This is a genomic window from Mesorhizobium sp. YL-MeA3-2017 (genome assembly GCF_030814575.1).
Lineage (GTDB): Bacteria > Pseudomonadota > Alphaproteobacteria > Rhizobiales > Rhizobiaceae > Mesorhizobium > Mesorhizobium terrae.
In genome coordinates, this window is record NZ_JAUSVH010000001.1 from 1,831,292 (window position 1) to 1,844,224 (window position 12,933).

At 64.6% G+C, this 12,933-nt stretch carries 11 protein-coding genes; 8 read left to right on the forward strand and 3 right to left on the reverse strand.

From position 1 onward, the window contains the following. Positions 1 to 175: 175 nt before the first annotated feature. The 5 genes from QFZ88_RS08615 (at position 176) to QFZ88_RS08635 (ending at position 5,693) form a co-directional block, all read left to right on the forward strand. Positions 176 to 553, forward strand: coding sequence for a hypothetical protein (locus QFZ88_RS08615; RefSeq protein ID WP_024925839.1), 378 nt, complete (start codon positions 176 to 178; stop codon positions 551 to 553). Between the two features lie 287 nt (positions 554 to 840). Continuing rightward, entirely contained in the window at positions 841 to 2,790 is a 1,950-nt protein-coding gene (locus QFZ88_RS08620; protein WP_024925840.1) for a 5'-nucleotidase C-terminal domain-containing protein, read from the forward strand. Positions 2,791 to 3,074: 284 nt separating this feature from the next. After that, a complete protein-coding gene (hemH, locus tag QFZ88_RS08625) occupies positions 3,075 to 4,124 on the forward strand; it encodes a ferrochelatase (RefSeq protein ID WP_024925841.1) in 1,050 nt (349 codons plus the stop codon). 121 nt (positions 4,125 to 4,245) lie between these two features. Then, a complete protein-coding gene (locus QFZ88_RS08630; protein ID WP_024925842.1) occupies positions 4,246 to 5,208 on the forward strand; it encodes an SPFH domain-containing protein in 963 nt (320 codons plus the stop codon). A 20-nt stretch (positions 5,209 to 5,228) separates the two neighbouring features. Continuing rightward, the gene (locus QFZ88_RS08635) at positions 5,229 to 5,693 is read left to right on the forward strand and encodes an NfeD family protein (protein ID WP_024925843.1); all 465 of its coding nucleotides are present in this window, start codon (positions 5,229 to 5,231) and stop codon (positions 5,691 to 5,693) included. 41 nt (positions 5,694 to 5,734) lie between these two features. Here the strand turns inward: QFZ88_RS08635 and QFZ88_RS08640 are convergent, their stop codons facing one another. Further along, positions 5,735 to 6,112 carry a DUF4180 domain-containing protein gene (locus QFZ88_RS08640; protein WP_024925844.1) on the reverse strand — a complete coding sequence of 126 codons (378 nt, stop codon included), beginning with the start codon at positions 6,110 to 6,112 and terminating at the stop codon, positions 5,735 to 5,737. A gap of 66 nt (positions 6,113 to 6,178) precedes the next feature. Then, on the reverse strand, positions 6,179 to 7,180 hold the full coding sequence (locus QFZ88_RS08645) for a KpsF/GutQ family sugar-phosphate isomerase (RefSeq protein ID WP_024925845.1): 1,002 nt from the start codon (positions 7,178 to 7,180) through the stop codon (positions 6,179 to 6,181). A gap of 147 nt (positions 7,181 to 7,327) precedes the next feature. Here QFZ88_RS08645 and QFZ88_RS08650 point away from each other — a divergent pair, with 147 nt between their 5' ends. Beyond that, a complete protein-coding gene (locus QFZ88_RS08650; RefSeq protein WP_024925846.1) occupies positions 7,328 to 9,208 on the forward strand; it encodes an outer membrane beta-barrel protein in 1,881 nt (626 codons plus the stop codon). 88 nt (positions 9,209 to 9,296) lie between these two features. Here the strand turns inward: QFZ88_RS08650 and galU are convergent, their stop codons facing one another. Next, the gene (gene galU, locus QFZ88_RS08655; RefSeq protein ID WP_024925847.1) at positions 9,297 to 10,202 is read right to left on the reverse strand and encodes a UTP--glucose-1-phosphate uridylyltransferase GalU; all 906 of its coding nucleotides are present in this window, start codon (positions 10,200 to 10,202) and stop codon (positions 9,297 to 9,299) included. A gap of 224 nt (positions 10,203 to 10,426) precedes the next feature. Here galU and QFZ88_RS08660 point away from each other — a divergent pair, with 224 nt between their 5' ends. Both QFZ88_RS08660 and QFZ88_RS08665 read left to right on the forward strand, forming a co-directional pair. Continuing rightward, positions 10,427 to 11,650 (forward strand): lytic murein transglycosylase, encoded by a 1,224-nt coding sequence (locus tag QFZ88_RS08660; RefSeq protein ID WP_024925848.1) that lies wholly within the window; start codon positions 10,427 to 10,429, stop codon positions 11,648 to 11,650. Between the two features lie 26 nt (positions 11,651 to 11,676). Continuing rightward, positions 11,677 to 12,897, forward strand: coding sequence for a DUF459 domain-containing protein (locus tag QFZ88_RS08665; protein WP_024925849.1), 1,221 nt, complete (start codon positions 11,677 to 11,679; stop codon positions 12,895 to 12,897). The last annotated feature ends 36 nt before the right edge of the window (positions 12,898 to 12,933 follow it).

Here is a 12,933-nt window from a genome sequence, read left to right on the forward strand (position 1 = left end):
ATACGAAAGTTGCAATGTTTCAAGAAGCTGTCAATCGACCAGCCCGACAAAGTGGTGGACTGACCGACTGTTGCCGGATCGCAACGCTCGGCATCGCCCTTAGATTGGCGAGCCTTGTTTTCATCCGCAATTCGAGCGAAGGAAAGGGTGCGGACCGAGGAGAGGTTTTTTCGACATGACGACAGCGCGCAAACTTGTCTTGGCTGGCCTCGCCGCCGGCGCAACCATGGCGTTGGCCGCGTGCCAGACCGGCGGCCCGGCCGAGCCGCCACGTAACGCCGCTCCCAAGGGCGTCGAGGGCTCGTGGATCGACGCACAGGGCACCGGCCTTTCCACCATTTCAGGCGGCAAGTTCCAGACGGTGGCGACCGACACCGGCCAGAAACTGGCCGACGGCAGCTACCGGCTGACCAGCCAGACCTCGATCGAGATCAACGGCACGTCGCTGATCCGCCAGTCGCCGATCGCCTTCAACTGCCTGCTGGTTTCCATCAACCAGCTCAACTGCACCAGCCAGGCCGGCCAGAACTTCGTGCTGACGCGGCGGAGCTGACCGCGCCGATTCCAGGCGCGACAAGGCTTCACCACCGGCTCTCATTTCGAAAACAGCCGCATCGTCGCGATGCGGCTGTTTTCGTTTACTCAACATTTTTCGCCGGCAAAGCCTGACCCGAATCCGCTTGCATCGGCCGGGAGGCGATGGGAACATGCCGCCAGAGGGCATGTAAAATTCCAGTCAAGCAGGGCGGCTACAACGCCGTGAACGGGCTCGCGCGCATCGCCCCGAAAGACGCCCGGCTGGGGCGAAGGCGAGCCGCCACGACAAGAGGGAGAGCAGGAATGAAGAAGATCGCTGTCGTAATGGCCCTTTCGGCCTCGGCGCTTGCCATGAGCAGCGGCGTTTCCTTTGCCGACTATACACTCAACATCCTGCACATCAACGACTGGCACAGCCGCATCGAAAGCAACAACAAATACGAATCCACCTGTTCGGCCGAGGAAGAGACCAAGGGCGAATGCTTTGGCGGCGCCGCGCGCCTGATCACCGCGATTGCCCAGGAGCGCAAGAAGCTGGAAGGCCAGAACGTGCTGTTGCTGAACGGCGGCGACAATTTCCAGGGCTCGCTTTTCTACACCACCTACAAGGGCAAGGTGGAGGCCGAGTTCCTCAACGAGATGAAGTTCGACGCCATGACCGTCGGCAATCACGAGTTCGACGATGGCGAGGACGCGCTGGCGCCGTTCCTCGACGTCATCAAATTCCCGGTCCTGTCGGCCAATGTGAAGGCGAGCGCCGCCGCCAAGGTCGGCGACCGCATCAAGCCTTCGGTCGTGGTCGAGGTCGGCGGTCAGAAGATCGGCATCATCGGCGCCGTCACCAACGACACGCCCGAACTCGCCTCGCCCGGCCCCAACATCACCATCGAGGACGACGTCAAGACGATCACCGCCGAGGTGGAGAAACTGAAGGGCCAGGGCGTCAACAAGATCATCGCGCTCACACATGTCGGCTATCCGCGCGACAAGGAGATGATCGCCAAGATCCCCGGCATCGACGTGGTGGTGGGCGGACATTCGCATTCGCTTCTGTCCAACACCGACCCGAAGGCCGAGGGTCCCTACCCGACGATGATCGACAACCCGGGCGGCTATAAGGTGCCGGTGACCCAGGCCGCCTCCTATTCGAAGCTGCTCGGCGAGTTCAAGGTGGTGTTCGACGACAACGGCGTCGTCAAGGAAGCCAGCGGCAACCCGATCCCGCTTGACAAGTCGGTGACACCGGACCCGCAGGTTCTGGCCCGCATCAAGGAACTCGGCGCGCCGATCGAGGAACTGAAGGCCAAGCAGGTCGGCGAGACCACCGCCGCCATCGACGGCAGCCGCGACAATTGCCGCGCGCGCGAATGCACGATGGGCAATCTTGTTTCCGACGCCGTGCTCGACCGCGTGAAGGGCCAGGGCGTCGAGATCGTCTTCACCAATGGCGGCGGCCTGCGTGCTTCGATCAAGGAAGGCAAGGTGACGATGGGCGACGTGCTCACCGTGCTGCCGTTCCAGAACACCGTCGCCACCTTCAAGGTGCCCGGCAAGACTATCGTCGGCGCACTGGAACACGGCGTTTCCGGCGTCGAGGAAGGCAAGGGCCAGTTCCCGCAGGTGGCCGGGCTGAAATACGCCTTCGACAAGTCGGCGCCGGCCAATGGCGGCCGCGTCAAGTCGGTCGAGGTGATGGAAGGCGGCCAGTGGAAGCCGATCGACCCGGCCAAGGAATACATCGTCGCTTCCAACAATTACGTGCGCCAGGGCGGCGACGGCTACAAGCTGTTCGTCGACGCCAAGGACGCCTACGACTACGGCCCGAGCCTGGAGCAGGTCGTGGCCGATTATGTCGGAACGCACAGCCCCTATACGCCGAAACTGGACGGTCGCATCACCGAGCTGGCGGCGGCAACGCAACCGGCTGCCGCGACGGAGGCCGCCAAACCGGCAGACACGGCGCAGGCCGGCGGCACCGCAGCCCCGGCGGCGAAGCCCGCCGATGCAGCTTCCTCTGAGACAGCCAAGCCGGCAGAGGCTGCAAAACCCGTCGAAACGGCCAAGCCGGCGGAGACCGCCGCCCCGATCCAGGCCGGTGGCACGCACACCATCGTCAAGGGCGACACCTATTGGGATATCGCGGTCAAGGCCTATGGCGACGGCACCAAATGGCGCCGCATCGCCAATGCCAACCCCGGCCAGGAGGCGCACCGCCTGCTGGTCGGTTCGGAGCTGAAGATACCGGCGAAGTGAGGAACTTACCTTCTCCCCCTTGTGGGAGAAGGTGGATCGGCGCGCAGCGACAAGACGGATGAGGGGTGTTGCAAGGAATGAGGCGGCGCAAGGGAACCGCCCTGTCCTGACGAGCTATGTCGGGGAATGTCGCGCTCCGTCCAACACCCCTCATCCGACCTCACCTAAGGCGGCTTCGCCTGCGGCTCGGCCACCTTCTCCCGCAAGGGGAGAGGGTGGATTGGCGCAAAGGTGCGGCCAGACGCGACATTGCAACCTGCGACGCCGCTGCTAGATACACTGCCATGACGCTCGCCACCGACCCCAAAGCCGCCGCCGCGCCTGCCGGCAGCCTGCCCAACGCCGCACCGCAAAAGGTCGGCCTGATGCTGGTCAATCTCGGCACGCCCGACGGCACCGAATACGGGCCGATGTGGCGCTATCTGCGCGAATTCCTATCCGACCCGCGCGTCATCGAGATGCCGCGCTGGCTCTGGTATCCGATCCTCTACGGCCTGGTGTTGACGACGCGCCCAAAGAAATCGGGCGCCAACTACGCCAAGATCTGGAACCGCGAGAAGAACGAATCGCCGCTGCGCACCTATACGCGCGGGCAGAGCGAAAGACTGACGGAGCGTCTCGCCGACCTCGACAATGTCAGCGTCGACTGGGCGATGCGTTATGGCACCCCCTCGACCCGCGCGGTCGTCGAAAAGCTGGTCGGCCAGGGCTGCGACCGCATCCTCACCTTCCCGCTCTATCCGCAATATTCGGCGACCACGACAGCGACCGCCAACGACCAGCTGTTTCGCGCGCTGATGAAGCTGCGGCGGGCACCGGCGGTCCGCTCAGTGCCACCTTACTATGCCGAGCCCGTCTATATCGACGCGCTCGCCCGCTCGATCGAAAAGCACCTCGCCACGCTGGATTTCGAACCGGAGGTGATTGCCGCCTCCTATCACGGCATTCCCAAACCCTATTCCGACAAGGGCGATCCCTATCAGGCGCATTGCCTGGAAACGACGCGGCTCTTGCGCGAAAGGCTGGGCTGGAGCGAGAAGAAGCTGATCACCACCTTCCAGTCGCGCTTCGGCGCGCAGGAATGGCTGCAGCCCTACACCGACAAGACGATGGAGCGGCTCGGCAAGGAAGGCGTGAAGCGCATCGCCGTCGTCAATCCCGGCTTTTCCTCGGACTGCATCGAGACGCTGGAAGAGATCGCGCAGGAGGCGCGGGAAATCTTCCTGCACGCCGGCGGCGAGAAGTTCGCCCACATCCCTTGCCTCAACGACAGTCCCGAAGGCATGGACGTGATCGAGACGCTGGCGCGCCGCGAACTGGCCGGCTGGATTTAAGCTTTCGCCGAGACTTCGGCTGGCCGCCACGAAGCGGCATCCCAATCCCTACCGCCTCTTTCGATTGTAACGGCGCTGAAACACACTTAAGTGTTTTGTGAGGCAATTGAGGGAGAGCCGAATGGACGTCAGCGGTTTCACGGGTTTCGACATTGCGATCGTTGTTTTGGTCGCCCTGGTGCTCATCCTGTTGTTCAAGGGCATCCGCACGGTGCCGCAGGGATACAACCATACGGTCGAGCGCTTTGGCCGCTACACCAAGACGCTGACGCCGGGCCTGAACATCATCAACCCCATCTTCGAGCGCATCGGCGCCAAGCTGAACATGATGGAACAGGTGCTCGATGTTCCCACCCAGGAAATCATCACCCGCGACAACGCCATTGTCGGCGTCGACGGCATCGCCTTCTTCCAGATCCTGAACGCCGCCCAGGCCGCCTACCAGGTGTCGGGGCTGCAGAACGCCATCCTCAACCTGACCATGACCAACATCCGCACGGTGATGGGCTCGATGGACCTGGATGAACTCCTGTCCAACCGCGACGCCATCAATGAGCGGCTGTTGCGCGTGGTCGACGAGGCGGCGCATCCCTGGGGCGTCAAGATCACCCGCGTCGAAATCAAGGACATCAACCCGCCGGCCAATCTGGTCGATTCCATGGCCCGCCAGATGATGGCCGAGCGCGACAAGCGCGCGCAGATCCTGGCCGCCGAGGGCCTGAAGCAGTCGCAGATCCTGGAAGCCGAAGGTCGTCGCGAAGCTGCCTTCCGCGATGCCGAGGCGCGCGAGCGTTCGGCCGAAGCAGAAGCCCGCGCCACCCAGGTGGTGTCGGAGGCGATCGCCAAGGGCGACGTGCAGGCGATCAACTATTTCGTGGCGCAGAAATACACCGAGGCCTTGGCCAAGATCGGCACCGCCGGCAATTCCAAGATCGTGCTGATGCCGATGGAGGCTTCCTCGCTGATCGGCACGCTGGGCGGCATCGGCGAGATCGCCAAGGAAGTGTTCAGGGACGATGGCCGGGGCGGCACCAGCCAGCGGCAATCGACCCGCCCGCCGCTGGTGCGGCCCGGCGAAAGCTGAGCGCTGTCGGGAACAACGCCATGATCGAACGCTTGATCGTCGAACTCGGCCCCTGGAACTGGATGGTTCTGGGTTTTGTCCTGCTGGTCGCCGAAATCCTCGCCCCCGGCGTCTTCCTGATATGGATCGGCATCGCGGCGCTATTGATCGGCGCCGCCTCGCTCCTCCTGTGGGACGCCGCCTTCTGGACCTGGCAGGTGCAGGTGCTGGCCTTTCTGGTGCTGGCGCTGGTGTCGGCCTATGCCGGCAAGCGCTTCTTCAGCAGCCAGCACGCCAAGAGCGACCAGCCATTGCTCAACCGGCGTGGAGAACAGATGATCGGCCGCACCGCGACTTTGGCCGAGCCGATCCGCGAGGGTCGCGGCCGCATCCAGCTGGGCGATACGCTGTGGCGTGTCTCCGGGCCGGACCTGCCGGCGGGCACCCGCGTCAAGGTGACAGGTGCCGCGGAAACCGACCTGGAGCTGACGGTCGAGAAGATCTGAGCTTTACCCCTCCCCTGTGTGGGGAGGGTTACGTGAACGACCTACGCCGCACCCGCTCGCAACAGCAGCTTCTCTTTCAGCACCTCGAAGCCGGGCACGAACCAGATCGAACTGCCCTTGTTGGTTTCGCGCACGAAGTCGCGCAGCGGCCCGCTGCGTTCCAGCGTATCGCCGATATCGCCGACGATCGCGCATTTCAGCTGATAGTTGACCATCTTCTGGAATGTCGCGCCGGCAAGACCGGTGGAGAGTTTCAGGAAATCCGGCCCCAGCCGCTCGACCGGAATGGCGACGACATCGGCCTGGTGCGAAAAGGCCGTCCCGATGAAATCGTTGATGTCGGCCTCGCGGGCAAGCAGCGCGCCTTCCTTGGCGCAATGCAGCACGCGCGCACCGCCGATTTCGATCACTTCGTCCATGACGTTGCTCCCGCTCGGGCGCGAAGCCGGCGGTCATTCAAGGACTGGCTTCGCGATGAAAAAAGGTCAGGCCGCGCCGATGCGCAGCAAATCGTGGAAATGCACGAGGCCCACCGGCACGCCGTTTTCAACCACAACCAGCGCACCGATATTATGCTTGTTGATCAAGGCGATCGCCGCGCCTGCCATCAAGCTCGGCTCGATCGTCTTCGGCGAGCGGGTCATGATGCTGTCGACCGTGGTCTCGGCGAGGTTGCGGTGCAGGTTACGACCCAGGTCACCGTCGGTGACGATGCCGGCCAGCTTGCCGTCGCTGTCGACCACGCACACACAGCCGACCTTCTTCTGCGCCAGCGTCATCACCGCCTCGGGCATCTTGGTGCCGAGCGCAACGAGCGGAATCTGGTCGCCGGTGCGCATGATCTCGGAGATCAGCGTCAGATTGGCGCCGAGCTGGCCGCCGGGATGGAAGGTGCGGAAATGGTCCGGCGTGAAGCCGCGCGCCTCAAGCAGCGCGATGGCGAGTGCATCGCCCATCGCCAGCTGCAAAAGCGTCGAGGTGGTCGGTGCCAGTCCGTGCGGGCAGGCTTCCTGCGCCTTGGGCAGCGCCAGCACCACGTCGGCGGCGCGCGCCAGCGCCGATTTCTCGCCGGCGGTGAGGCCGATGAGCGGAATGGAAAAGCGCCGCGAATAGTCGATGATGCCCTTGAGCTCCAAGCTCTCGCCCGACCACGACAGCGCGATGATGGCATCGTCCGGCGCGATCATGCCGAGATCGCCGTGATTGGCCTCGACGGGATGAACAAAGAAAGCCGGCGTGCCGGTCGAAGCCAGCGTCGCGGCGATCTTGGAGCCGATATGGCCGCTCTTGCCGACGCCAGTGACGATAACGCGGCCGGTGATGCGCGAAAGCGCGTCGACAGCCTGCGCGAACGGCTCGGCCAGGCCGTCTTCAAGGGCCGTGCTGAGCGCGGCCAATCCCGCCTGTTCGGTGGCTACGGTTCTGAGCGCCGAAGCGATCGCGGCCTGACGGTCCGCCCGCTTCCTCTTCAAGCTTGCAGCATGCATGGACGAAGCGCTTAGCGCTTCATGCACAATCTGTCCAATTCAATCGTCCAGGGCCGTGAACAGGCCCCGGCCTAACACTCCATTAACCATCACAATTTACGGTTCGGTAAGCATGGCGCGGGGGTGCGCCACGAATGTGTGGTGACGATGTCGCGGGCCCAGCCTGACAAGAGCAGCCAGAAAAGGACGGCCGCCGGCGCTTTGCTGCTGGCGGCGACGGCTTTGCCATTGCTTTTGATGCAGCCCTCCTTTGCCCAGCAACTCGACCTGCGCGGCGCCGTCAACGACCCGTTCACGCCGCAAGCCCAGCCGGGTGCCCTGCCCCCCGCCAACCAGCCGGGCGTCGCGCAGAACCAGCCGCTCAACGGCGCGGCCGCGCCTGCAGCACCTGCGGCCGGCATCGCCGAACCGGCCTACCGGCCAACGAGCCGCGGCGCCCTGCCCCAGGACCTCAACGCGGCACCCGCCGATGCCACCGGCAATGTCGACGCCGCCGGCAACGCGTTGCCCGCCGACAATGGCGGCGCCAACGGTGCGGCAGCAGCCGCTCCGGCGGACCCCTTCGCCGACCAGCCCCTGACGACCAACCGGCGCCAGGCCGGCGCTTCGGCAAGGACACCCGCGGCCAATGCCGCCCGCGCCAACACGACCGGACAGCGCAACCGCAACGATGCGACGACCGCGCGGAACAACGGGCAAAACAACCGCGCGACGGCGCGGCGCAATGCCCCTCGCCGGCCAGGCGCGACGGCGACCGCGGCGGCAGCCGGAGCGGAAGCCGAGGTCGACCGTAACCTGCGCACGGGAACCGTCGATCTGGCCGATCGCCAACCGCTCGACCCCCGCGCCCAACGCACCGGCCCTATCGAGGGCGGCCGCGCGCGGCCGGACGACACGCCTTACGCACCGCTCGGCATCAAGGTCGGTTCCTTCACGCTGCGGCCTTCGCTGGGACAGGGCGTGCTGGCCACCTCCAATGCCGATTCCAGCGCGAACGGCCGCTCGGCAACGATCTCGCAAAGCACGCTGCGTCTCAACGCGACGTCCGAGTGGGCGACCAATTCGGCCGTCATCGACGGCTATGGCACCTTCCGCAAGAGCTTCTCCGGCCAGGATGTGAAGGAGCGGCGCGGCCGCATCGAGGGAACGCTGAATGTCGACCTCGACCATGATTGGCGCGCCATTGCCAAGCTGGGCTACGAAACGGCGCCTGAGGGCGCGACCTCGCCAGCCGGCGTGCCGGGCGCGATCACGCAGCCGCAGCGCAACACGTTCGACGGCAGCCTCGCCATCCAGAAGAACATCGGCAAGCTGCGGCTTGGGCTGAAAGGTGCCGCCCAGCGCGACGTCTTTGGCGACGCCACCCTGGGCGACGGCACCATCCAGTCGCAGGAGACGCGCAACTCCACCCTCTACACCGCCACCCTGCGCGGCGGTTACCAGATCTCGCCGGCCCTCACCCCCTTCACCGAAATTGAGGTCGGCCGGCGCGTCTTCGACCAGACCGCGGACCTCAACGGCTTCGAGCGTTCGTCCAACCGGCTTGGCGTGCGCGGCGGCCTCGAACTCGACATGGGCGAAAAGTTGAGCGGCGAGGTTTCGGCCGGCTGGATGCGCGAAGCCTTCCAGGACAACCGCTTGCAGCCGGTTTCGGGCGCCACCGTTGCCGCCAATATGCGCTGGTCGCCGGTGCGCGGAACCATCGTCGGCCTGACTGGCGAAACCACGCTGGAAGACACCACCACGCCTGGCCAGAGCGGCTCGATCCTCTATTCCAGCGGCCTCACCTTCGAACGCCAGCTGCGCGCCAACCTGACCGGCAACGCCGCCCTTGGCCTCGCCTATCGCGACTATATCGGCTCCAGCGACCACGACCTGATCTACAGTGGCCAGGTCGGCGCCACCTGGTGGCTCAACCGCTATCTCGGCGTCACCTCGTATCTCCGCCACGAACGGCTGAGCAGCAATGTCGAGGGCCGCCCCTCGAAGACCAACAGCGTCTATCTGGGGCTGACGCTGCAGCGCTGAGGCTGCCCAAGACCAAATGCAGGCCCGAAACAAAACCGGCCGCCTTGCGGCGACCGGTTTCGACAGGGATCGAAGATGTGGAAAGCGGTCAGACGACCGAAGCCTTCACGCCGGCCTTCTCGAACTCGTCGAGCAATGTGCGGATGACGCTCGCCATGTTGCCGTTCACGTCCTTGCGCCAGAGCGCGAAAGCGACATTGGCCTCGATGAAACCTTCGGGCGAGCCGCAATCGAAAGTGCGGCCCTGGTAGTGATAGCCGTAGAAGGATTGCTTGTCCTTCAGCTTCAGCATGCCGTCGGTGAGCTGGATCTCGTTGCCGGCGCCGCGTTCCTGGTTTTCCAGGATGCCGAAGATTTCCGGCTGCAGGATGTAGCGGCCGTTGATGTAGAAATTGGACGGCGCCGTGCCCTTCTTCGGCTTCTCGACCATTTCGGTGATGCGGAAGCCGGTGTGGGTGTCCTCGCCACGCCCGACGATGCCGTATTTGTGCGTCTCTTGCGGATCGCACTCCTGCACCGCGATGATGTTGTTGCCGGTCTCCTCGTAGAGCTCGACCATGTCCTTCATGCAGCTTTTTTCAGACTGCATGATCATGTCGGGCAAGAGAAGCGCGAACGGTTCGTCGCCGACCAGGTCGCGCGCACACCACACCGCGTGGCCAAGGCCGAGCGGCACCTGCTGGCGGGTGAACGAGGTCTGTCCAGGCGCCGGCTGCAGGCGCTGCAGGCGCGACAGCACCTCGTCCTTGCCGCGCTGGGCGAGCGTGTCATAGAGCTCGAACTGGACGTCGAAATGATCCTCGATGACCGCCTTGTTGCGGCCGGTGACAAAAATAAAATGTTCGATGCCGGCTTCGCGGGCCTCATCGACGACATATTGGATGACCGGTCTGTCGACGACGGTCAGCATCTCCTTCGGGATGGCCTTGGTGGCGGGAAGGAAGCGCGTGCCGAGGCCGGCGACCGGGAAAACTGCCTTGCGTACTCTTTTCATCAATCAACGATCCATTGCGGATGACAGGGTCAATCCCTGCTTCACGACATTTCCATGCCGGAATTGAAGACTAGTGAACAGGCTGCCAGACTAGGGCTTTGCAGTCAAAAATCATTAAAAATTATATCAGCACTGCTTTTGGCCTCGCGTCGGGTCTATGGTAAACCAAATCCTAACCGGGTTCGGCCATGAATGCTCTTCCTGCGATGATAATGGAGGACATGATGCCCATTCGCACCGCCGCCAAAAAGTTTGCCGGCATGATCTCGGCAGCGGCGCTTTCGCTTGCTCTTATTCTGCCGGCGGGCCCGGCTTTCGCCGACGCCGGCTTCCGTCATTGGGTCGCGTCCTTCCGCGCCAGCGCGGTGCAGGCGGGCGTTTCCGGCGCCGTCTATGACGCCGCATTCCGAGACATCAAGGACCCCGACCCGGAAGTGCTGCAGAAGGCGCGCTTCCAGCCCGAATTCACGGCGCCGGCCTGGGATTATTTCGACAACCGCGTGCATGAGCAGGCGATTTCCAACGGCCAGGCGATGGCCCGCAAATGGAAGCCGTGGCTGGACAAGATCGAGGCCCGCTTCGGCGTCGACCGCTACATCCTGCTCGCGATCTGGTCGATGGAATCGAACTATGGCGAGATGCTGAAGCGCGACGACGTCATGCGCAACGTCATCCGCTCGCTGGCCACCCTCGGCTACGGCGACCAGAAGCGCTCGAAATATGCCCGCACCCAGCTGATCGCCGCGCTGAAGATCCTGCAGACGGGCGACATCGACGAAAGCCACCTGCAGGGCTCTTGGGCCGGCGCGATGGGCCACACCCAGTTCATTCCGACCAGCTACCAGACCTATGCCGTGGATTTCGACGGCAACGGCAAGCGCGACATCTGGAACTCGGTGCCGGACGCGCTGGCCACCGCCGCGAACCTGCTCAAGAAGAACGGCTGGCAGTCGGGCAAGACCTGGGGCTACGAAGTGACCCTGCCCGACGGAAAAGTGCCGGGCGGCTCCATGTCGCTGTCGAAATGGCAGGCGCTGGGCGTAACCCGGGCCAGCGGCAAGCCGTTCAAGAACGGCACCGACCGCGCCGAACTGAAGCTGCCGGGCGGCCGCGAAGGCCCCGCCTTCCTGATCATCAAGAATTTCCAGGTGATCAAGCGCTACAACAACGCCGACAAATACGCCTTCGCCGTCGGCTTGCTGGCCGACCAGATTGCCGGCCGCGGCGCGCTGGTCAACGACTGGAGCCGGCCCTTCACCAAACTGAGCTTCGCCGAGAAACAGGAACTGCAGCAGCGCCTGGCCGAGCACGGCTATTACGACGGCAAGTTCGACGGCAAGATCGGCCAGGCCTCCAAGGATGCCATCTCCGCCTATCAGTCGAGCGCCGGCTTGACCCCGGACGGCCATCCGAGCATGGAAGTGCTGAAGGTATTGCGGCGGAAATGACCGCATAGGCAACGGAGACGCATAGCTTGGCATCGCGGTTCTTGGCACCTTTGCGCCGCCTGCCGGTTCTGCTCCTGGCCGCCGGCTTCCTTGCCGTCGGCATCGCCGCCGCCTGGCAGGCGCCGGCCTTCGCCCAGGAAGACCCGGAGGCGCGGCCGTGGTCGCTGCGCGACCTGTTCTTTCCCCGCCGTAGCGAGCGGCTGGTGCCACCCGGCCAGATCGGCCAGCCGCAGAAGCCGAAGCACAAACCGAAGCCGGTCGTGCGCAAGCCCGTCGAGCCGCCGGTCACCGCCGTCGAGAAGACGACCGACGCCCGCGTCATCCTGGTGGTTGGCGACTTCCTGGCCAGCGGCCTTGCCGAAGGGCTGAACGAGTTCTTCGCCAACAATCCGGCCATCAAGGTCGTCGACCGCGCCAAGGGCTCGTCCGGCTTCGTGCGCGACGACGTCTACAATTGGCCGCAGGAGATCGCCGCACTGGTGGCGGCGGAGAAGCCCGCCGCCGTCATCGTCATGATGGGTTCCAACGACCGCCAGCAGATGAAGGTGGGCGACGAGCGCGAAACCCCGCGTTCGGAAGTGTGGACCAAGGCCTACGAATTGCGCACCCAGGCGCTGGCCAAGGCGCTGGCCGGCACGAAGGTGCCCTATCTGTGGGTCGGCATGCCGGCCTTCAAGCCTTCGAAGATGACCGCCGACATGCTGGCCTTCAACGGCATCTACCGCGCTGCCGCCGAAGCCTATAACGGCGAGTTCGTCGACATATGGGACGGCTTCGTCGACGAGAACGGCGCCTTCGTTTCGACTGGTCCCGACGTCAACGGCCAGCCGGCCCGCCTGCGTGGCGACGACGGCATCAACCTGACGCGCGGCGGCAAGCGCAAGGTGGCCTTCTATGCCGAAAAGCCGCTCCTGAAGATCCTCGGGCTTTCAGGGCTGCTCGGTGCCGCACCCGCCGCGCTGCCGGCCAGTCCTTCACCGCCGGGCATGCTGATGCCGCCGGCGGCGGCACCGATCCCGATCGACCGCACCGAGCCGATGGCGCTCGGCGACCCGGCGCTCGACGGCGGCTCGGAGCTTTTGGGTGCGACACCGCCCGCGAAACCCGCCTTGGTGCTTCCCGGCGAAAAACTGGCGGTGCAGGGTATCGCGCCGCCCGCTTCGCCCGGCCGGGCGGACGACTTCTCGCTGTCGCCAAAATCGCAGCCGGCCGCTGCACCGGACAAGACCGGCGCCTTGCGGCCCTAAGCGGACAAGCCTCTACGATAAAGGGGAGAACGAAGC

Excerpts from the sequence above, each read along its gene's own strand:
- QFZ88_RS08645 (WP_024925845.1), bottom strand. The coding sequence starts at position 7,180 with ATGCATGCTGCAAGCTTGAAGAGGAAGCGGGCGGACCGTCAGGCCGCG.
- QFZ88_RS08630 (WP_024925842.1), top strand. The coding sequence starts at position 4,246 with ATGGACGTCAGCGGTTTCACGGGTTTCGACATTGCGATCGTTGTTTTG.
- QFZ88_RS08640 (WP_024925844.1), bottom strand. The coding sequence starts at position 6,112 with ATGGACGAAGTGATCGAAATCGGCGGTGCGCGCGTGCTGCATTGCGCC.
- QFZ88_RS08615 (WP_024925839.1), top strand. The coding sequence starts at position 176 with ATGACGACAGCGCGCAAACTTGTCTTGGCTGGCCTCGCCGCCGGCGCA.
- galU (WP_024925847.1), bottom strand. The coding sequence starts at position 10,202 with ATGAAAAGAGTACGCAAGGCAGTTTTCCCGGTCGCCGGCCTCGGCACG.
- QFZ88_RS08635 (WP_024925843.1), top strand. The coding sequence starts at position 5,229 with ATGATCGAACGCTTGATCGTCGAACTCGGCCCCTGGAACTGGATGGTT.
- QFZ88_RS08660 (WP_024925848.1), top strand. The coding sequence starts at position 10,427 with ATGCCCATTCGCACCGCCGCCAAAAAGTTTGCCGGCATGATCTCGGCA.
- QFZ88_RS08650 (WP_024925846.1), top strand. The coding sequence starts at position 7,328 with ATGTCGCGGGCCCAGCCTGACAAGAGCAGCCAGAAAAGGACGGCCGCC.
- QFZ88_RS08620 (WP_024925840.1), top strand. The coding sequence starts at position 841 with ATGAAGAAGATCGCTGTCGTAATGGCCCTTTCGGCCTCGGCGCTTGCC.
- hemH (WP_024925841.1), top strand. The coding sequence starts at position 3,075 with ATGACGCTCGCCACCGACCCCAAAGCCGCCGCCGCGCCTGCCGGCAGC.